At 69.6% G+C, this 18,956-nt stretch carries 13 protein-coding genes and 1 pseudogene; 7 read left to right on the forward strand and 7 right to left on the reverse strand.

Translation table 11 applies throughout. The annotated features are described in order from the left end of the window. The first annotated feature begins 20 nt into the window (after positions 1–20). The 6 genes and pseudogenes from radA to ELI80_RS10425 all read left to right on the forward strand — a co-directional run bounded on the left by radA (position 21) and on the right by ELI80_RS10425 (position 6,234). Positions 21–1,385, forward strand: coding sequence for a DNA repair protein RadA (gene radA, locus ELI80_RS10400; RefSeq protein ID WP_136651793.1), 1,365 nt, complete (start codon positions 21–23; stop codon positions 1,383–1,385). A gap of 56 nt (positions 1,386–1,441) precedes the next feature. Next, entirely contained in the window at positions 1,442–2,062 is a 621-nt protein-coding gene (locus tag ELI80_RS10405; RefSeq protein ID WP_136651794.1) for a CvpA family protein, read from the forward strand. 132 nt (positions 2,063–2,194) lie between these two features. Beyond that, a pseudogene (gene purF / locus ELI80_RS10410) lies at positions 2,195–3,643 on the forward strand (amidophosphoribosyltransferase); the annotation flags it as partial. Positions 3,644–3,829: 186 nt separating this feature from the next. Beyond that, entirely contained in the window at positions 3,830–4,546 is a 717-nt protein-coding gene (locus ELI80_RS10415) for a VIT1/CCC1 transporter family protein (protein ID WP_236641439.1), read from the forward strand. Between the two features lie 185 nt (positions 4,547–4,731). Continuing rightward, positions 4,732–5,283 carry an Lrp/AsnC family transcriptional regulator gene (locus tag ELI80_RS10420; protein ID WP_136651795.1) on the forward strand — a complete coding sequence of 184 codons (552 nt, stop codon included), beginning with the start codon at positions 4,732–4,734 and terminating at the stop codon, positions 5,281–5,283. A 3-nt stretch (positions 5,284–5,286) separates the two neighbouring features. Next, positions 5,287–6,234 carry a LysR family transcriptional regulator gene (locus tag ELI80_RS10425; protein ID WP_201740613.1) on the forward strand — a complete coding sequence of 316 codons (948 nt, stop codon included), beginning with the start codon at positions 5,287–5,289 and terminating at the stop codon, positions 6,232–6,234. Between the two features lie 7 nt (positions 6,235–6,241). Here ELI80_RS10425 and ELI80_RS10430 read toward each other — a convergent pair whose 3' ends face one another. The 6 genes from ELI80_RS10430 to ELI80_RS10455 form a co-directional block, all read right to left on the reverse strand. Next, positions 6,242–8,251, reverse strand: a complete 2,010-nt coding sequence (locus ELI80_RS10430) for a response regulator (protein WP_161596456.1) — start codon at positions 8,249–8,251, stop codon at positions 6,242–6,244. 182 nt (positions 8,252–8,433) lie between these two features. Further along, positions 8,434–13,710 carry a HAMP domain-containing protein gene (locus ELI80_RS10435; RefSeq protein WP_136651797.1) on the reverse strand — a complete coding sequence of 1,759 codons (5,277 nt, stop codon included), beginning with the start codon at positions 13,708–13,710 and terminating at the stop codon, positions 8,434–8,436. Between the two features lie 51 nt (positions 13,711–13,761). Further along, entirely contained in the window at positions 13,762–14,154 is a 393-nt protein-coding gene (locus ELI80_RS10440) for a response regulator (protein ID WP_136651798.1), read from the reverse strand. Positions 14,155–14,282: 128 nt separating this feature from the next. Beyond that, a complete protein-coding gene (locus tag ELI80_RS10445; RefSeq protein WP_136651810.1) occupies positions 14,283–15,380 on the reverse strand; it encodes an ABC transporter ATP-binding protein in 1,098 nt (365 codons plus the stop codon). 92 nt (positions 15,381–15,472) lie between these two features. Next, positions 15,473–16,279, reverse strand: coding sequence for an ABC transporter permease (locus ELI80_RS10450; protein WP_136651811.1), 807 nt, complete (start codon positions 16,277–16,279; stop codon positions 15,473–15,475). A gap of 5 nt (positions 16,280–16,284) precedes the next feature. Continuing rightward, on the reverse strand, positions 16,285–17,154 hold the full coding sequence (locus ELI80_RS10455; RefSeq protein WP_136651799.1) for an ABC transporter permease: 870 nt from the start codon (positions 17,152–17,154) through the stop codon (positions 16,285–16,287). Positions 17,155–17,466: 312 nt separating this feature from the next. Between ELI80_RS10455 and ELI80_RS10460 the strand changes: the two genes are divergently transcribed. Beyond that, entirely contained in the window at positions 17,467–18,573 is a 1,107-nt protein-coding gene (locus ELI80_RS10460) for a TRAP transporter substrate-binding protein (RefSeq protein ID WP_136651812.1), read from the forward strand. A 124-nt stretch (positions 18,574–18,697) separates the two neighbouring features. Here ELI80_RS10460 and ELI80_RS16440 read toward each other — a convergent pair. Continuing rightward, a partial coding sequence (locus tag ELI80_RS16440; RefSeq protein WP_236641440.1) for a hypothetical protein occupies positions 18,698–18,956 on the reverse strand: 259 nt, incomplete at its 5' end.

Consider the following 18,956-nt stretch of genomic DNA (forward strand, 5'->3'; position numbering starts at 1 on the left):
GTTCTGGCACAAGCGCCCGCATGGCCAAGCCCGTCACCGCCTTCACCTGCACCGCCTGCGGCGCGGCCCACCGCAAGTGGTCGGGCCGCTGCGATGCCTGCGGCGAGTGGAACTCCATCGTCGAGGAAGCGCCGCTGAGCCAAGGGCCGGGCCGCGGCCTTGGCGCGCAGCGCGGCAAGACGATCCCGCTGAGCGGCCTGGACATGACCGAGGCCCCGCCCGCCCGCGCGCCGTCGGGGATGGAGGAGCTGGACCGGGTTCTCGGCGGCGGGCTCGTTCCCGGCAGCGCGATCCTCGTCGGCGGCGATCCGGGCATCGGCAAGTCCACGCTGCTGCTGCAGGCGGCGGCGAACTTCGCGCGGCGGGGCGTGAACGCGGTCTACGTCTCGGGCGAAGAGGCGGGCGCGCAGCTTCGCCTTCGCGCGCAGCGGCTGGGGCTGGTCGATGCGCCGGTGCGGCTGGGGACGGAAACGGCGCTCCGCGACATCCTGACGACGCTCGACGCCGAGCGGCCCGACGTCGCGGTGATCGATTCGATCCAGACGCTGTGGTCCGACACGGTGGACGCGGCGCCCGGCAGCGTGGGCCAGGTCCGCGCCGCCGCGCATGAGCTCGTGACCTTCGCCAAGCGCAGCGGCGTCGCCGTGATCCTCGTCGGCCACGTCACCAAGGAAGGCCAGATCGCCGGCCCCCGCGTGGTCGAACACATGGTCGACACGGTGCTGTATTTCGAGGGCGAGCGCGGCCACCAGTTCCGCATCCTTCGCGCGGTCAAGAACCGCTTCGGCCCCTCTGGCGAGATCGGCGTGTTCGAGATGACCGGCGGCGGCCTGGCCGAGGTCGCGAACCCGTCGGCGCTGTTCCTGTCCGAACGCGGCCAGCCCGTCGCGGGCAGCGCCGTCTTCGCGGGCATAGAAGGCACCCGCCCGGTCCTGACCGAGATCCAGGCCCTCGTCGCGCCCTCGACGCTGGCCGCGCCCCGCCGCACGGTCGTCGGGCTCGACGGCGGCCGCGTCAGCACGATCCTGGCGGTGCTGGAAGCGCGCTGCGCCGTTCCGTTCGCGGGCCTCGACGTGTTCCTGAACGTGGCCGGCGGCATGCGCGTCGCGGAACCCGCCGCCGACCTCGCCATCGCCGCCGCCCTTCTGAGCGCGCGCGAGGACCACCCGCTGCCCGCCGAGGCCGTCTTCTTCGGCGAGGTCAGCCTTTCGGGCGCGCTCCGCCCCGTAGCCCAGGCGGAAAACAGGTTGAAAGAAGCGACGAAACTTGGTTTTTCACACGCGATCGTGCCCGCCGGCCAGAAGGTCGACGGGGCGGATGGCATGCGGCTGGACCGGGCGTCAGACCTGACCGGCTTCGTGGGCGAGACGTTCGGCGCCGGCTGACGGCACCTCGCGGGCTGAATGAAGCGTGGCGGGACAGCCGCAGCAAGGGCGATGTGATGGACGGATTTACCCTTATCGACGGCATCGTTGCGGCGGTGATCATCCTGTCGGCGATCCTCGCCTATTCGCGGGGGTTCGTTGCCGAATCGCTGTCGATCCTGGGGTGGATCGGCGCGGCGGTGCTGGCGTTCCTGTTCGCCGCCACCGTGCGGCCGATGATCGCGCAGATCCCGTTCCTCGACCGCTTCATGGGCGACAGCTGCGAACTGGGCATGATCGGCGGCTTCGCGGTCGTGTTCGCGGTGGCGCTGGTGGTCTTTTCCATCATCAGCCCGCTGTTTTCGTCGGTGATCCAGCGCTCGGCGCTTGGCGGCGTCGACCAGGGCATGGGGTTCCTGTTCGGCGTCGCCCGCGGCATCCTTCTGGTTGCCATCGCCTTCATCGTCTACGACCGCGTGATGCCGACGCAGCCCGTCGCGATGGTCGAGAACTCCCGCTCCAGCGCCGTGTTCGAGCGGATGCGCGGGCAGATGGACCAGCAGATCCCCGCCGATGCGCCCGGCTGGATCGTGGCGCGCTACGAGCAGCTTGTCCGCACCTGCGGCCCCACCGGCGCGGCCGTGACGCCGGCGCAGACCCCGGCCGCGTCGACGGCGACCGGCCCCGCCACCAACTGACCCTGCGCGCCGGTGCCCGCAAGCGGTCCCGACCCATGTGCGCGGGGGTGCGTGCCGGGGCGTGACTTTCCTGTGGCGCGCCTCTAGATAGGGCCGTTCCCACGACGCGACGCCGCGACCGAAGGTGGTGCCATGCAGCCATTCCTTGCCGACCCGTTCGATTCCGACAGCCTGCACGAGGAGTGCGGCGTGTTCGGGGTCATCGGCGTGACCGACGCGGCCAACTTCGTGGCGCTCGGGCTGCACGCGCTTCAGCATCGCGGGCAGGAAGCGGGCGGCATCGTCGCGCACGACCCCGAGCAGGGCTTCAACAGCGCCCGCCGCTTCGGCTATGTCCGCGACAACTTCACCAAGTCATCGCTGATGGAGACGCTGCCCGGCCCCCTCGCCATCGGCCACGTCCGCTATTCGACCAGCGGCACCAAGACCGCCGCGATCCGCGACGTACAGCCCTTCTTCGGCGAGTTCGCGATGGGCGGCTGCGCCATCGCCCACAACGGCAACCTGACCAACGCGACCGCGCTGCGCCGCGAGCTGATCGAGCGCGGCTCGATCTTCCAGTCCGGCAGCGACAGCGAATGCATCATCCACCTGATGGCGCGCTCGATCCAGCGCAACATCCCCGAGCGGATGAAGGACGCGCTGCGGCGCGTCGAGGGCGCGTTCTCGGTCATCGCGATGACGCGCACCAAGCTGATCGGCGTCCGCGACATCCTGGGCGTGCGCCCGCTGGTGCTGGGCCGGATCGGCGACGAAGGGTACGTCCTGTCGTCCGAGACCTGCGCCCTCGACATCATCGGCGCCGAGTACGTGCGCGAGATCGAGCCGGGCGAGATGGTCGTCATCTCCAGGGGCCGCATCGAAAGCTCGCGCCCGTTCGGGTCGCGGCCCGGCCGCTTCTGCATCTTCGAGCACGTCTACTTCAGCCGCCCCGATTCGATCATCGGCGGCCGCTCGGTCTATGAGACCCGGCGCCAGATCGGCGTCGAGCTGGCCCGCGAGGCGCCGGCCGACGCCGACCTCGTCTGCCCGGTGCCCGACAGCGGCACGCCCGCGGCGATCGGCTTCAGCCAGGAAAGCGGCATTCCCTATGCCATGGGGATCATCCGCAACCAGTACATGGGCCGGACCTTCATCGAGCCGACCGAGCAGATCCGCAACATGGGCGTGCGGCTGAAGCTGAACGTGAACCGGGCGCTGGTGCGCGGCAAGCGCGTGGTGCTGGTCGACGACAGCGTCGTGCGCGGCACCACCAGCCGCAAGATCAAGGACATGATCCTGGACGCGGGCGCGCGCGAGGTCCATTTCCGCATCGCAAGCCCGCCGACCGCCTGGCCGTGCTTCTACGGCGTCGACACGCCCGACCGCGACAAGCTGCTGGCCGCCCAGATGAGCACGGCCGAGATGAAGGAGTGGATCGGGGTCGACAGCCTGTCGTTCATCTCGCTGGACGGGCTGTACCGGGCGGCGGGCGAGGCGAAGGGTCGCGACAACGCCTGCCCCCAGTACTGCGACGCCTGCTTCTCGGGCGACTATCCGGTGATGCCGTCCGACCAGGTGGACCGGGGCTTCCGCATGAAGACCGACCCGGTCAGCGGCGACGCCGAGGCGCTGCCGGACCAGAGCGGCTACAAGCCCGTGGACCACACGCTGACCCCGAACGAACTGACGCGCTCGACAGCCGACTAGGGCGGCTGGCCACGGCGCGTGCGCGTGGTAACGTCGTATGGCGGCTGCAACACGCGGCCGCTTGCGACGAGACAGCACGTGACCGAATACAGCGACGATCCGACGGCCCATCCCGAGTCACCGCACCTCATCAACCGCTCGAACTGGCTTCGGGCGGCGGTCATGGGGGCGAATGACGGCATCGTCTCGGTCAGTTCGCTGATCGTCGGAATGGCAGCCGCGACGGGCGACCGGACATCGATCCTGCTCGCCGGCGTGGCGGGGCTGGCTGCCGGGGCCATGTCGATGGCCGCGGGCGAGTTCGTGTCGGTCCATTCGCAGACAGACATCGAGCGCGCGGACATCGAGCGCGAACGAGAAGCCCTCGAGAGGATGCCCGAGCAGGAGCTGGCCGAACTTGCCGCGATCTTCGAGAGCCGCGGCATGAGCGCTGCGACCGCCATGACCGCTGCGCGAGAGGTCACGGATCACGACGCGCTCGGCGCCCATGTCCGCGAGGAACTCGGACTGCACGAGGTGAACTCGCCCGATCCACTGCAGGCGGCGCTTGCATCCGGCGTCACCTTCTCGGTTGCTGCGGCCCTGCCGCTGCTGGCCGCAGTCCTCGCGCCGACGGGTGCGTTGACGGCGACGGTGCTGGTCACGACGATCGCCGCGCTGGCGCTTCTGGGCGTGCTTGGGGCGCGCACGGGCGGCGCGCCGATGCTACCCGCGACGGCACGCGTGGTCGGCTGGGGCGTCTTCGCCATGATCGTCACGGCGGGCGTCGGGCGGCTGTTCGGCGTCTCAACATAACCTCGCACCTGACTGATCAGCGAACGTTTTTCCGCATCGCGGCGCGCCGTGCGGTCTTGGCGTCTGATGTGCAGAACCGGGATGCGTTCCCGTTGACGCGCGCGGTGTGCTGCCGCAACCTGCGCGCCGATTCTCTTCCGTTCCCGGAATGTTTTCTCCCCATCCGTCAATCGCAGGTGTCATCCATGCCGGACGAACCACGCCCTTCATCCGCCCGCCAGGGCAAGGCTGCGGATGCGGCCAGGTCAGGCGACCCCCCGGACCGACAGGCTCCGGCGCGGCTCGACGCGACCGACCGCAAGATCCTGACGCTGCTCCAGCAGGACGCGACCCTGCCGCTCGAGGAGATCGCGACCCGCGTCGGGGCGTCGCGCACGCCGGTCTGGAACCGCATCCGGCGGCTGCGCGAACAGGGCGTGATCCGCGCCCAGGTCGCGCTGCTGGACGCCGAGGCGCTTGGGCTGGAAGCCTGCTTCTTCGTCCTGATCCGCACCGCCGAGCACGACCCGACCTGGGCCGCGAAGTTCATCGCCGCCGTCCGCGCCCGCCCCGAGGTGGTCGAGGCGCACCGGCTGGCCGGCGACATCGATTACCTGCTGAAGGTGCAGGTGCGGAACGCGCGCGCCTATGACCGCTTCTACCAGGCCCTGACGGCGGAAGTGCGGGTGCAGTCCGTCACCGCCCTTCTGTCGATGGAACAGATGAAGGCCACCACCGCGCTGCCGATCGAGATGTGATCCGTGCCACGAAGGCCCGCCCCGCCCGATGGCGTCGATCCCGACGACCACACGATATCGCCGACGATCGAACAGTTGCGCGTCTTTCTTGCCGTCGTGGACGAAGGCGGGTTCGGCGCGGCGGCACGCAAGCTCGGCCGCGCCACCTCGGTCGTCAGCTATGCGCTGGCGAACCTCGAATCCGAACTCGGCATGACGCTGTTCGACCGCGAGGGGTCGCGCAAGCCGCGGCTGACGGCCAAGGGCAAGGCGCTTCTGTCCGAAGTAAGGCGGATCGACGACGACATGGACCGGCTCCGCGCGCGGGTGGCGGGGCTGACCCGCGGGATCGAGCCTTCGGTCTCGCTCGCGCTTGACGTCATGGTGCCGATGTCGGCGGCGGCCGAACTGCTGCGCGACTTCGCCGCGGCCTGGCCGACCGTGCCGATGCAACTGCATGTCGAGGCGCTCGGCGGCGGCGTCGCGCGGCTTCTTTCGGGGCGCGCGGATCTCGCGGTCGCGGGGCCGATGGCAAACGGCACCGAGGGCACCGACAACCGCCACCTGGGGGCGATCACGCTGGTGCCCGTCTGCGCGCCCGCACACCCGCTCGCCGCCCGGACGCTGCGGCCCGGCGACGTCCGCGAGCACCTGCAGCTGGTGCTGACCGACCGCTCTGCCCTGACCGAGGGGCGTGAGTTTTCGGTCCTGTCACCGCGCACGTGGCGCATCGCGGATCTTTCGGCCAAGCATGCGCTGCTGACGCAGGGGATCGGCTGGGGCAACATGCCGCTGCACATGGTGCAGGACGACCTGGACGCGGGAAGGCTGGTGCGCATGAACCTGGCCGAGGCGCCAGCCGCGAGCTACGACCTGTGGCTGCTGACGCGCCGCGGAAGTGCGCCGGGACTGGCGACCGCGTGGCTGATCGACGCGCTGGAGCGCGTCTTCCGCGACGCGGGTGAGTGCTAGCGGGCGCTCAGTCGATCGTGGGCGCCATCCGCCGGATCGCCGCGTGCATGGCGCGCGACAGCCGCGCCTCGTCGAAGGGCTTGGTCAGGAACTCGACATTGTCGCTTTCCAGCGGCTCGCTGTCGGCGACATAGCCCGAACTCAGCAGCACCGGCAGGTCGGCGCGTCCTGCCCGCAGACGCCGCGCCAGCCGCGGCCCGTCAAGCACGCCCGGCATGACGCAATCGGCCAGCAGCAGGTCGATCGCGCCGGGGTCCAGGCCCGCCGCAACGGCGGCGTCGGCGGATTCGAACGCCACGACTTCGCAGCCCAGATCGGCGAGCATCCCCTCGCCCACCTCCCGCAGGTGCGGATTGTCCTCGACCAGCGCCACCCGCAGCCCGTCGAAGGACCCGCCATGTTCCGGTTCCGACGCCTCGTCGCGCAACGCCGCGCCCTGGAACGGGGGCAGGTACAGGTGGATCGTGGTGCCCTGCCCCGACGCGCTTTCGATCCGGATGCCGCCGCCCGACTGCCGGATGAACCCGTGGATCGAGCTCAGGCCCAGCCCCGTCCCCTTGCTGGGCGCCTTGGTGGTGAAGAACGGCTCGAACGCGCGGGCCTGGGTCGCCGGATCCATGCCGGTGCCGGTGTCGGTGACGGACAGGCGGATGAACCGGCTGCCGGGCGCGAGATCGGCCGCTATCGCCTCGTCCCCGGCAAGCTCGACCAGCGCCGCGGACACGGTCAGGCGGCCGCCGTCGGGCATGGCGTCGCGCGCGTTCACGGCCAGGTTGACGATCGCCCCCTCGAACTGCGAGGCGTCCAGCCAGACCGGCGGCAGGTCGGACGCCGCGTCGATACGGGTGGTGACCGTCTCGCCCAGCACCCGCTCGAACAGGCCGCTCAGCCGGTTCAGCTCGTCCGCGATGTCGAGCTGGCGCGGCTGCAGCGACTGGCGGCGGGCGAAGCCCAGCAGGCGCTTGGTCAGGTCGGCGCAGCTTTTCGCCGCCTGCATCGACAGGCCCAGCCGCTGCCGGCTGCGGTCGTCCAGCGAGCCCTGCGACAGCACCCGGTCAAGCGAGCCGATGATGACGCCCAGCATGTTGTTGAAATCATGCGCGACCCCACCCGAAAGCTGGCCGATCGCTTCCAGCTTCTGCGCGTGAGTCAGCTGCTCCTCCAGCCGCTTGCGGCTGGTGATGTCGGTGACGACGCCGAACAGGACAGTGCCGCCATCCGCCTGCTTTCGCAGGTCCACCCGCTCCAGCATCCAGCGGTCGGCGGGGTCGTCGCCGGGGGTGGCGATGCGGTATTCGATCTCGTAGCGCCCGGTTTCGGTGACGGCGGCAAAGGCGGCGCGCAGGCGCGGCTGGTCGTCGGGGTGAACCCGCGTCAGCCAGTCCACGGCGTTCAGCGCATCCTCGGGCGCACCGAACAGCGCGGTGGCGTTCCCGCCCACGAACACCCGTTCCGACAGGTTCTCGTTCGAGGTGAACAGCGCAAGCGGCAGCGCCTCGAGCACCAGCGACTGCGCGACGAGGCTTTGTTCCAGCGCGCGGGCGACCTCTGCGCCCTGCGCGCGGACGGTCAGGTTCTCGGCCAGAAGGCGGCGCTCGGCCTCGGCCCGGCGGCGGATCTGCTGCCTCTGGTCGAAGAGCTGCGCGAACACCGTGACCTTGGACCGCAGCACGACCGGCGCGACGGGCTTCAGGACATAATCCACCGCCCCCGCCGCATAGCCGCGGAACAGGTGCCGGTCCTCCTGGTTCACGCCGGACAGGAAGATGATCGGCACGTGGCGGCTGCGCTCGCGCTGGCGGATCAGCTCGGCCGTCTCGTAGCCGTCCATGCCGGGCATCTGCACGTCGAGCAGGATGACCGCGAAGTCGTTGCGAAGCACCTGCCGCAGCGCCTCGGCGCCGGAGCTGACGGTGACGATCGGGTATCCGAGCTCCGCCAGCACCGATTCCGCGGCCAGAAGGTTGCCGAGGTCGTCGTCGACCACGAGGACGGTTGGCGGCGTGTCGAGGGACACGTCGTCCTGCAGGCCGATGCCGCCGTCGAAGGCTGACCGGACCGCCCGCGGCAAAGGAGCAGGCGCAGGGGCAAGCGCGGGATCAGGCGCAGTCGGCGCAGGCGCATCGGAACTAGGCCGGCGTGGTGCCAATTCAGGGCCCTGTCCGTCCCGCCTGCCCGCGCGCGCCGTCGTGCCCTTCGTCATGCGCCGCCTCCGGGGCCACCCCGCCGCCGTTTCACCCAGGTTCGCAGGACCGAGGTCAGGTCGTCGCGGTCCACCGGCTTGGACAGGTAGTCCGAAGCCCCTGCTTCGAAGCACTTGTCGCGGTCTTCCTGCATCGCCTTCGCAGTGACGGCGATGGCGGGAACGTCGCGCAGCTTCTCGGACCGGCGAATGCGGCGGATGACCTCGTATCCATCCATCTCGGGCATCATGATGTCGACCAGCACCGCGGCAATGTCGGGGTTCTGGTCAAGCAAGTCCAGCCCCGCGGGGCCGCTTTCGGCGCTGAGCACGTTGAGACCGTAATCCTCGAGCAGCGCCGTCATCGAGAAGATGTTGCGGATGTCGTCGTCGATCACCAGCACCCGCTCGCCGTCCAGCACATCGTCGCGCGAGCGGCCGGCCCCGATCGCGGACCGGATGTCGGCAGGCAGCGCGTCCCAGCGCAGGCGCAGCCCTGCGGCGAGCCGGTCCATCAGCACCCCCGCGTCGGCTTCCTCGGCAACGATCACCTCGGCGCGCGACCGGTTCAGCAGGTCGCGTTCCGCGGGCCCCGGCGCTTCGTTCAGCGCGAGGATGGCGAGCGGCGGCGTCTCGGACCGGCCGAGCGCGCGCAGCAGGTCCGCGATCCCTTCGTCCACGGCGGGCGCCAGGACCACCAGCAGGTGCGCGGGCCGGTCCAGCGCGGCGGCGATGCCCGCAGGCTCCACCAGCGTCAGCGTCACGCCTGGCAGGCGGTCGAGCATCGCTTTCAGCGCCGCCGCGACCGGGTCGTCGGACGATGCGATCATCGTCACCTCCCAGTTGCTGCGCGTCGCCTGTTCACGGAGCGAATCGAACACCTCGACCAGCCGCTCGCGGCTGACGGGCTTGCCGCTGTATTCGATCGCGCGGCCGCGCAGCAGCTGCTCGTCGTCCACGACCGAGATCAGGTGGACGGGAACGTGCCGCAGCTCGCGGTCGGTGGTGATGCGGTCGGCCAGCGCCCAGCCGTCCACGTCGGGCAATTGTATGTCCAGGCTGATCGCGTCGGGCGACTGGCTGCGGATGACGTGCGGCAGGTCGCGCCCGCGCGAGACGATCACGCCATCAAAGCCGCGCTCGGCCGCGATGTCCATGAGGATGCGGGCGAAGACCGGGTCATCCTCGACGATGGCGACCAGCGGGCGCGAGTGATCGCGCGGCGCGATGTCCTGTGCGCCGGTGCGTTCCGCCGCAACCGGTTGCGGTTCACGCCCGGGCGCGGGTGCGTCTGCCGGATGGGGCGCGACCACGGCGGTTTCCGGCGCTGCCTGCTCGGGCGCGGGCAGGCGCGGCGCGATGGGCGTGTCCTGCGGGCGCGACGGTGTCCGGCGGGGCGGGTTGGCGTCGGGGCGCGCGGCGTAGGGGCGCGCGGCTTCCTCGTCCAGCCCGGATTCGAGCGGCAGGTACAGCGTGAAGGTGCTGCCCTGGCCGGGCGTGCTGACCAGCGCGATCTCGCCGCCCAGAAGCGAGGCGAGCTCGCGGCTGATCGACAGGCCGAGGCCGGTCCCGCCATAGCGGCGGCTGGTGGTGCCGTCGGCCTGCTGGAACGCCTCGAAGATGACCTGCTGCTGCGCGGGCTGGACGCCGATGCCGGTGTCCGACACGGCGAAGGCCACGACCCGACCGGACCCCGACAGGCGCGCGTTGCGCAACGGCAGGTCGGCGGGCGGCTGCATCACCGACAGCGTCACGCCGCCCCTTTCGGTGAACTTGAAGGCGTTCGACAGCAGGTTCTTGATGATCTGCTGCAACCGCATGGCGTCGGTCGCCATCGCGGCGGGCAGCGCCGGGTCGATCTCGATGTCGAAGGACAAGCCCTTCTGGTCGGCGATCTCGCGGAACTGCCGGTCGAGCTGCGTCGCCAGGTCGTCGAAGCGCATCGCGTCCACGTCCAGCACGACGGTGCCGCTTTCGATCTTGGACAGGTCCAGGATGTCGTTGATCATCCGCAGCAGCTCGGCCCCGGATTCGTGGACGGTCAGCGCCTGCTCGACCTGCTTCTCGCTCAGGTTGCCGCGGCTGTTTTCGGCCAGCAGCTTGGACAGGATCAGCAGGCTGTTCAGGGGCGTGCGCAGCTCGTGGCTCATGTTGGCCAGGAACTCGGACTTGTACTTGGAGGTGAGCGCCAGCTGCTCGGCCTTCTCCTCCAGTTCCTCGTTCTTGCCCCACAGCTCCTCCTGCTGCTGGCGAAGCATCTCCTCGCTCTCGCGCATGCGCGTGGCCTGTTCTTCCAGCCGCTCGTTGGTGGATTTCAGCTCGTCCTGCTGGTCCTGCAACTCGCCCGCGAGAAGCTGCGACTGGCTGAGCAGCGTCTCGGTCTTCATCGAGGCGCTGATCGTGTTCAGGACGATCCCGATGCTGTCGACGAGCTGGTCGAGGAAGTCGAGGTGGACCGAGGTGAAGCGGTTGAACGAGGCAAGCTCGATCAGCGCCATGACCTTGCCCTCGAAGAGGACCGGAACCACGACGATGTTGAGCGGCGCGGCCTCGCCCAGGCCCGAGCGGATGCGGACGTAGTCGTCGGGCACGTTCGTCAGCAGGATGCGCTGCTTCTCGACGCCGCACTGGCCGACCAGCCCCTCGCGCGGGTGGATGCGCGCGGCAAGGTGGCGGCGTTCGGTCATCGCATAGGTCGCGGCGAGCTCGTAGACCTCGCCCTCGGCCTCGTCCTCGCGGGTCAGCCAGATCGCGCCGTGCTGGGCGTCGATCAGCGGCGCGATGCCGGACAGCAACAGGTTGCAGAGCGCCTCCAGGTCGCGCTGGCCCTGCATCAGGCGGGTGAAGCGGGTCAGGTTCGTCTTCAGCCAGTCCTGCTGGCGGTTGTATTCGGTGGTGGTGCGAAGGTTGCCGATCATCCGGTTGATGTCGTCCTTCAGCGCCGCGACCTCGCCCTTGGCCTCGACCGCGATGGACCGGGTCAGGTCGCCTTCGGCCACAGCGGTCGCGACCTCGGCGATGGCGCGGACCTGCGTGGTCAGGTTGTCGGCCAGCTGGTTCACGTTGTCGGTCAGGTCGCGCCACAGGCCCGACGCGCCCGGCACGCGCGCCTGCCCCCCCAGCTTGCCGTCGATCCCGACCTCGCGCGCGACGTCCGTCACCTGGTCGCCGAAGGTCGCGAGCGTGTCGATCATGCCGTTGATCGTCTCGGCCAGTTCCGCGATCTCGCCCTTCACGTCGAGCGTCAGCTTGCGCTTCAGGTCGCCGTTCGCGACCGATGTGACGACCCGGGCGATGCCGCGCACCTGGTTCGTCAGGTTGTCGGCCATCAGATTCACGTTGTCGGTCAGGTCCTTCCAGGTCCCGCCGACGCCGTCCACCCGCGCCTGGCCGCCCAGCTTGCCCTGCGTCCCCACCTCGCGCGCGACCCGCGTCACCTCGGATGCGAATCCGTTCAGCTGGTCCACCATCGTGTTGATGGTGTTCTTGAGCGCGAGGATCTCGCCCCGCGCGTCGACCGTGATCTTTTTCGACAGGTCGCCCCGGGCCACGGCGGTCGTGACCTCGGCGATGTTGCGGACCTGTTCGGTCAGGTTGGTGGCAAGGCCGTTCACGTTCTCGGTCAGGTCGCGCCAGGTCCCCTCGACCCCCTCGACGCGCGCCTCGCCGCCCAGCTTGCCCTGCGTGCCCACCTCGTGGGCAACGCGCGTCACTTCCGAGGCGAAGCGGTTCAGCTGGTCCACCATCGTGTTGATGGTCTCCTTCAGCTCCTGCATCTCGCCCTGGACGGTGACGGTGATCTTCTTGGACAGGTCGCCCCGCGCCACCGCGGTCGTCACCTCGGCGATGTTGCGGACCTGGCCCGTGAGGTTCGACGCCATCGAGTTCACGTTGTCGGTCAGGTCCTTCCAGGTGCCGGCGACGCCTTCCACGCGCGCCTGCCCGCCGAGCTTGCCCTCGGTCCCGACCTCGCGCGACACGCGCGACACCTCCGAGGCGAAGGCCGACAGCTGGTCCACCATGGTGTTGATGGTGTTCTTCAGCTCCGCGATCTCGCCCTTGGCGTCGACGGTGATCTTCTTGGACAGGTCGCCCCGCGCCACGGCGGTGGTGACGGACGCGATCTCGCGCACCTGGCTGGTGAGGTTGGTGGCCAGCCCGTTCACGTTCTGCGTGAGCTTCCGCCACGTTCCCGCGACGCCCTCGACCTCTGCCTGGCCGCCCAGGATGCCGTCGGTCCCGACCTCGCGGGCGACGCGCGTGACCTCGGACGCGAACGAGGACAGCTGGTCGACCATCGTGTTGATGACCTGCTTGATCTGCAGGATCTCGCCCTCGGCCTCGACCGTGATCTGCTGGGTCAGGTCGCCAGACGCGATCGCGGTCGCGACCTTCGACACGTCGCGCAGCTGGATCGTGAGGTTCCCGGCCATGCCGTTCACGCTGTCGGTCAGGTCGCGCCAGGTGCCGGCGACGCCCTCGACGCGGGCCTGCCCGCCAAGCTTGCCCTCGGTTCCGACCTCGCGGGCCACGCGCGTCACCTCGGATGCGAAGGCGTTGAGCTGGTCCACCATGGTGTTCACGGTGGCCTTCAGGTCCAGGAGCTCGCCGTGCACGTCGACGGTGATCTTGCGGCTCAGGTCGCCGCGCGCCACGGCGGTCGTCACGTCGGCGATGTTGCGAAGCTGCCCGGTCAGGTTCGACGCCATCGAGTTGACGCTGTCGGTCAGGTCCTTCCAGGTGCCCTGCGCGCCCGCGACATGGGCCTGGCCGCCCAGCTTGCCCTCGGTCCCGACCTCGCGCGCGAGCCGCGTCACCTCGTCCGAGACCGAGGAGAGGTGCTCGACCATCGCGTTCACGGCATCGGCGCTGGCGCGGCGGTCGCCGCCCAGCTCGCGGCCGTTGACCTCGGTCGCGACGGACTGGGACAGGTCGCCGCGCGAGACCGCCTGGATCACATGGATCACCCCGCTCAAGTGGGTCACGCGGCAGTCGATGATGTCGTTGACGCCGCCGAGCGCCACAGCCCAGTCGCCCTCGGCCCCCTTCACCCGCGCCCGGTCGGTGACGCTGTTGCCGTCCACCACCGACTGCCGCAGCCGGTCCAGCTCCTCGGTCACCGCCGCGGCCATGGCCACGGCGTCGTTGAACGCCATCGCCATGACGCCGTCGCTTCCCTCCATGTCCTCGGGCATGCTGACCGAGAAGTCGCCCCGCCGCATGGCCCGAAGCGCCGTCAGCAGCCTCACGTCGCGGGGGGACAGGTCGTCGGGGATCAGGGTCTTGAGCGGCATGGTACGGTCCTTGGGCGAAGGTGTTCGGGTCGGCGGGGCGGATGGGGCCGCTCAGGGCGCGCGGACGGCCGCCAGCTCTGCGGCCACCTGCTGCAGGGCCTCAATCAGGCGGTCGGGCATGCACGGCTTTTCAAGCACCGCGGCCGGTCTGACCGCCTGCACCGCGGGATCGCGCTCGATCCCGGGATCGCCCGATATAAACAGGACCGCCGTTCCGTGCGTGGCCAGCGCACGCGCGACCTCCAGCCCGCTGCCGCCCTTCAGGTTCATGTCCAGAAGCGCGAGGTCGGGCGGGTCCGCCTCGGCCTTGGCGATGGCGTCCTGCACAGTGCGGGCGACGCCTGCGACGCGCAGCCCCGCGTCCTCGACCACGTCGGCCAGGAACATGGAAACCAGCACTTCATCCTCGGCGATGAGGACGGACAGGGGAGCGGGGGAGGTCATGGGCGGGTTCCGATCAACAAGGCACTCCGTCACTAGCGCCTTGCCCCTGCGGGCACCATCCCGACCCGTGCCGGACCGGCGCAAATGTGACCGAATCGATGCAGTTCGCGGCGGACGGACCCGCGCGTTCAGCGGAACAGGACCAGCGACCCCGGCGACCAGCTGACGCGGACGCGGGTGCCGACGTCGGGCACCTCGCGGCCGAAGACGTTGCGCATCGAGATGCGGACCTCGTGCGGCACCCCGTCATAGGCGTCGCTGCCGTCCATGATGACGTCGTAGTAGGTCATGTCGCCGTAATAGACGACCTCGTCGATCACGCCCTCGGTCACGCGGCCCGGCGCCTCGGCCCCGGCGGGCAACAGCGTCGCCGCTTCGGGACGGAAGCCGATGCTGGGGCCCGCGTCGCCGCGGTCGGCGCGGCTGACGTTGGCGGCGGGGATGTCGACGGTGCCGAAGCCCGGCACGGCTACGGTGACGTGATCCGCGCCCCCGCCCATGATCCGCGCGGGCGTGAAGTTCATCACCCCGATGAAGTCCGCGACGCGGCGGCTCGCCGGGCGGGCGTACAGCGCCTCGGGCCCGTCGAGCTGCGCGATCTCGCCCTCGAACATCACCGCGATGCGGTCCGACATGACCAGCGCCTCTTCCTGGTCGTGGGTGACGAGGACGAAGGTGATGCCCACCTGCCGCTGCAGCTTGATGAGCTCGACCTGCATCTGCTCGCGCATCTTGCGGTCGAGCGCCGACAGCGGCTCGTCCAGCAGCAGGACCTTGGGCTTGAGGATGAGCGCGCGCGCCAGCGCCACGCGCTGCCGCTGCCCGCCCGACAGCGCGTGCGCCGCGCGGCCGCCGTACCCCTTCAGCCCCACCATCCCGAGCGCGTCTTCCACCGCCGCCGCCTTCTCCGCCCGGGAGCGGGGGTCGCGGCGCAGGCCGAAGCCCACGTTTTCCGCGACCGTCAGGTGCGGGAAGATCGCGTAGGACTGGAACACCATGTTCGTGGGCCGGACGTTAGCGGGCACGTTCGCCATGTCGCGCCCGTCCACCAGCACGACGCCGCCGTCGATCCCCTCGAACCCGGCGATGGTCCGCAGAAGAGTCGTCTTGCCGCAGCCCGACGGGCCGAGGAGCGAGAAGAACTCCCCCTCGCGGATGGTCAGGTCGATGCCGCGCAGCGCGTGGTAGTCGCCATAGTATTTCTGCACGCCCCGGCACTCGATCATCGCCTTGCGCCCGTCGAGCGGGGGCCGGGCGGGGCCGCGGGACGCGTGCGCCGTGGGCTGGACGGGCGGCTGGAGGGGTTGCGGGGCGGCGGTCAAATGAAGCCTCCGGTATCGGTCTGGCCGGTCCGGGCGACGCCGCGGCGGCGGAAATGTTCGGCGAGGGTCAGAAGCACGATCGACATCAGCACCAGCAGTGTGCCGAGCGCCATGATCATCGGGATCGACTTGGGAAAGCGCAGCTGGCTGAAGATATAGGTCGGCAGCGTCGGCTGGTTGCCCGCCAGGAAGAAGGCGATGATGAACTCGTCCAGGCTGATCGTGAAGCTCATCAGCAGGGCCGACACGATGCCCGGCATGACCAGCGGCAGGATCACCAGGCGGAACGCGCTCCACTTCGTCTCGCCTAGGTCGTAGGCCGCCTCCTCGAGCGACTTGTCCAGGCTGGAGAAGGCGGTGGACAGGATCGCCACCGCATAGGGCATGCAGATCAGCGTGTGGCCGAGGATCACGGTGAAGATCGACAGCCCCACCCCCGCCGCCAGCAGCACCACCAGCAGCGACACGGCCACGATGATCTCGGGCAGGACCAGCGGCAGCATGATGAGGCCCATGACCGGGCCCTTGCCGCGGAAGTCGAACCGGGTCGAGGCGCGCGCGGCGAAGATCCCGAGGCAGGTCGCCAGCACCGACGCGCTGACCGCGATGAGAAGCGAGTTGAGCAGCGCCTGCCTGAGCGTCGGGTTCTCGGCCATCTGGACGAACCAGTTGGTCGTGAAGCCCTGCAGCGGAAAGGCGATGACGGTCGCGTTGTTGAACGCGAAGATCGGCAACAGCACGATCGGCGCGTAGAGGAACGCGAGGTAGATCAGCGTGTAGACCCTCAGGCCCGAGCCTTGCAGCCGGTTCATGCGCGCACCCGCAGGAAGCGCCGGTTGAGGAACAGGAACAGCAGGCTCAGCACCGCCACCACCGCCATCGCGCTGATCGCGATGGCCGAGCCCAGCGGCTTGTTGTCGATGTCGAGCATCTGCGCCTGGATCAGGTTCGCCACCATCGGGATCTTGCCGCCGCCGATCACGGTGGGGGTGACGTAGTCGCCGATGGTCGGGATGAACACGATCAGCACCGCCGCGACCACGCCCGGCATGGCCAGCGGCAGGGTGACGCGCCAGAACGTCATCAGGCGGCTTTCGCCGAGGTCGCGCCCCGCCTCCAGCAGCGAGCGGTCGATCTTCTCCAGCGCGACGTAGATCGGCAGGATCGCGAAAGGCGCGTAGGAATGGCTGAGCGTCATCACGATCGAGCCGGTGTTGTAGAGCAGGAACTTGAGCGGCTCGTCGATCAGGCCGATGGTCTTGAGGCCCGAGTTGATGACGCCGTTGAAGCCCAGGATCACCTTCCACAGGAAGACGCGCACCAGGTAGCTGGTCCAGAACGGGATGGTGATGAGAAAGATCCACAGCGCCTTGCGCTGCGGCGCGACCACGAACGACAGGAAGTAGGCAACCGGGAACGCCATCAGCACCGTCACCGCCGTGACCATCGCTGCGACCATGAGGGACCGCGCGAGGATCGTGCGGAAGATCGGGTCGGCCCAGGTGGCGCGGTAGTTTTCGAGCGTGAACTCGCGGACGATGGTGAGATAGCCGTCCTTGAAGAACGAATAGGCCAGGATCGTCAGCAGCGGCACCGCCAGCATGAGAATCGCGTAAAGCAGCGGCGGGGCGATCAGGCGCAGTCCCTGCCCCGTCTCGGTGCTGTTCGCTGTGGCCATTCTTTCGTGCGCCCCCGCCCAAGAAGTCCGGGCATGGATTCCACAACCGGGACAAAAGGAAAAGACGCTTTCGGGGCCGCGCCGCCGATGACATCGCGCCCGTGGCGCCGCCGCCCGCCCCGACCGGTCGCCGCTCCCGCGCGCCACCCATCGCCTGCCCGCAGGCCACCGCCTGATTTCCACCGCACGCTTCAACGGCTTGTGGACAGAGGGCACCGGCCAATGCAATCTGCCCCGCGCAGGCGGGCCGTGGACGGGTCAGTTCCGCTGCCCGCGCCAGAGGAGGAGAGACACTTGACCGAGAAGACCAAACTGGACCGCCGCAAGTTCCTGACGACCGCGTCGATCGGCGGCGCCGCCGCTGCCGCGGGCGCCACGCTCGCCGCGCCCGCCATCGCGCAGGAGATGCCCACCATCAACTGGCGCGTCGCGTCGTCCTTCCCGAAATCGCTCGACACCATCTACGGCAGCGGCGTCGAGGTGGCGGACCGCCTGCGCGAAGCGACCGACGGCAAGTTCAACCTGCAGGTCTTCGCGGCCGGCGAGATCGTCCCCGGCCTGCAGGCTATCGACGCGGCCACCGACGGCACGGTCGAGGCGGCGAACTCGGTCGGCTACTACAGCTGGGGCAAGGACCCGGCTTTCTCGTGCGGGGCCGAGCTTCCGTTCACGCTCAACGCGCGCGGCAAGGCCGCCTACAACTATCACGGCGGCGGGATCGACACCTACAACGAGTTCCTGACCAAGTACAACCTGATCTCGTTCCCGGTCGGCAACACGGGCGCGCAGATGGGCGGCTGGTACCGCAAGGAGATCAACTCCCTCGCCGACATGCAGGGGCTGAAGATGCGGATCTCGGGCCTTGCGGGCCGCGTGGTCGAGAAGCTGGGCGTGGTCCCGCAGCAGCTCGCGGGTGGCGACATCTACCCGTCGCTGGAACGCGGCACCATCGACGCGGCCGAGTGGGTCGGCCCCTATGACGACGAGAAGCTGGGCTTCCAGAAGGTGGCGCCCTACTACTACTACCCCGGCTTCTGGGAAGGCGGCCCGACCGTCAGCATGTTCTTCAACCTGGCAAAGTACAACGAGCTGCCGGAGATGTACAAATCCGTGCTGCGCACCTGCTGCCGCGCGGCGGACATGCACACCATCGCAAACTACGACTTCAAGAACCCAAGCGCGCTGAAGCGTCTCGCGCAAAGCGGCGCGCAGCTGCGTCCGTTCCCCGAGGACGTGATGATGGCCGCGTTCGATGCCTCGCGGCAGGTGTTCGACGAGATCTCGGCCGAGAACGCGGACTTCAAGCGCCAGTGGGAAGCCATGAAGCCGTTCATCTCGGACTGGTACCTCTACAGCCAGACGACGGATTACACCTTCGACACGATGATGATGATCCAGCAGCGCAACGGCAAGCTGTAGCCGATCGCCGGCCCGACACGGACCGCCGCCTTCGGGGCGGCGGTTTTTTCGTGCCGGCGGCCGAGGGATGGCAACGGAAAAGGGCGGCCGAGCGGCCGCCCTTGTCTGTCTGCCGGGCTTGCGGTCAGTTCGCGGGCGCGGCCAGACCGGGGGGCGGCCCGCCAAGTCCCGGCGCGGACGGCGCTGCGGGCGCGGGTGCTGGCGGCGCGGATGCGGCGGGTGCCGGTGCTGAAGTTGCGGGTGCGCCGAAGTTGGGCGGGCTCGACAGACCGCCCAAGCCCCCGGCGGGTGCCGGTGCAGCCGCGGGCGCCGCAGGGGCGGCGGGCGCGCCGAAGCTCGGCGGGCCGGACAGGCCGCCAAGCCCGCCCGCGCCGCCCGCAGCC

The organism is Paracoccus aeridis, from assembly GCF_004923205.2.
GTDB classification, from domain to species: Bacteria; Pseudomonadota; Alphaproteobacteria; order Rhodobacterales; family Rhodobacteraceae; genus Paracoccus; species Paracoccus aeridis.

What these genes read in the sequence shown, in the direction of transcription:
- ELI80_RS10405 (WP_136651794.1), top strand. Translation starts at nt 1,442, where the DNA reads ATGGACGGATTTACCCTTATCGACGGCATCGTTGCGGCGGTGATCATC.
- ELI80_RS10420 (WP_136651795.1), top strand. Translation starts at nt 4,732, where the DNA reads ATGCCGGACGAACCACGCCCTTCATCCGCCCGCCAGGGCAAGGCTGCG.
- ELI80_RS10445 (WP_136651810.1), bottom strand. Translation starts at nt 15,380, where the DNA reads ATGATCGAGTGCCGGGGCGTGCAGAAATACTATGGCGACTACCACGCG.
- ELI80_RS10455 (WP_136651799.1), bottom strand. Translation starts at nt 17,154, where the DNA reads ATGGCCACAGCGAACAGCACCGAGACGGGGCAGGGACTGCGCCTGATC.
- ELI80_RS10440 (WP_136651798.1), bottom strand. Translation starts at nt 14,154, where the DNA reads ATGACCTCCCCCGCTCCCCTGTCCGTCCTCATCGCCGAGGATGAAGTG.
- radA (WP_136651793.1), top strand. Translation starts at nt 21, where the DNA reads ATGGCCAAGCCCGTCACCGCCTTCACCTGCACCGCCTGCGGCGCGGCC.
- ELI80_RS10435 (WP_136651797.1), bottom strand. Translation starts at nt 13,710, where the DNA reads ATGCCGCTCAAGACCCTGATCCCCGACGACCTGTCCCCCCGCGACGTG.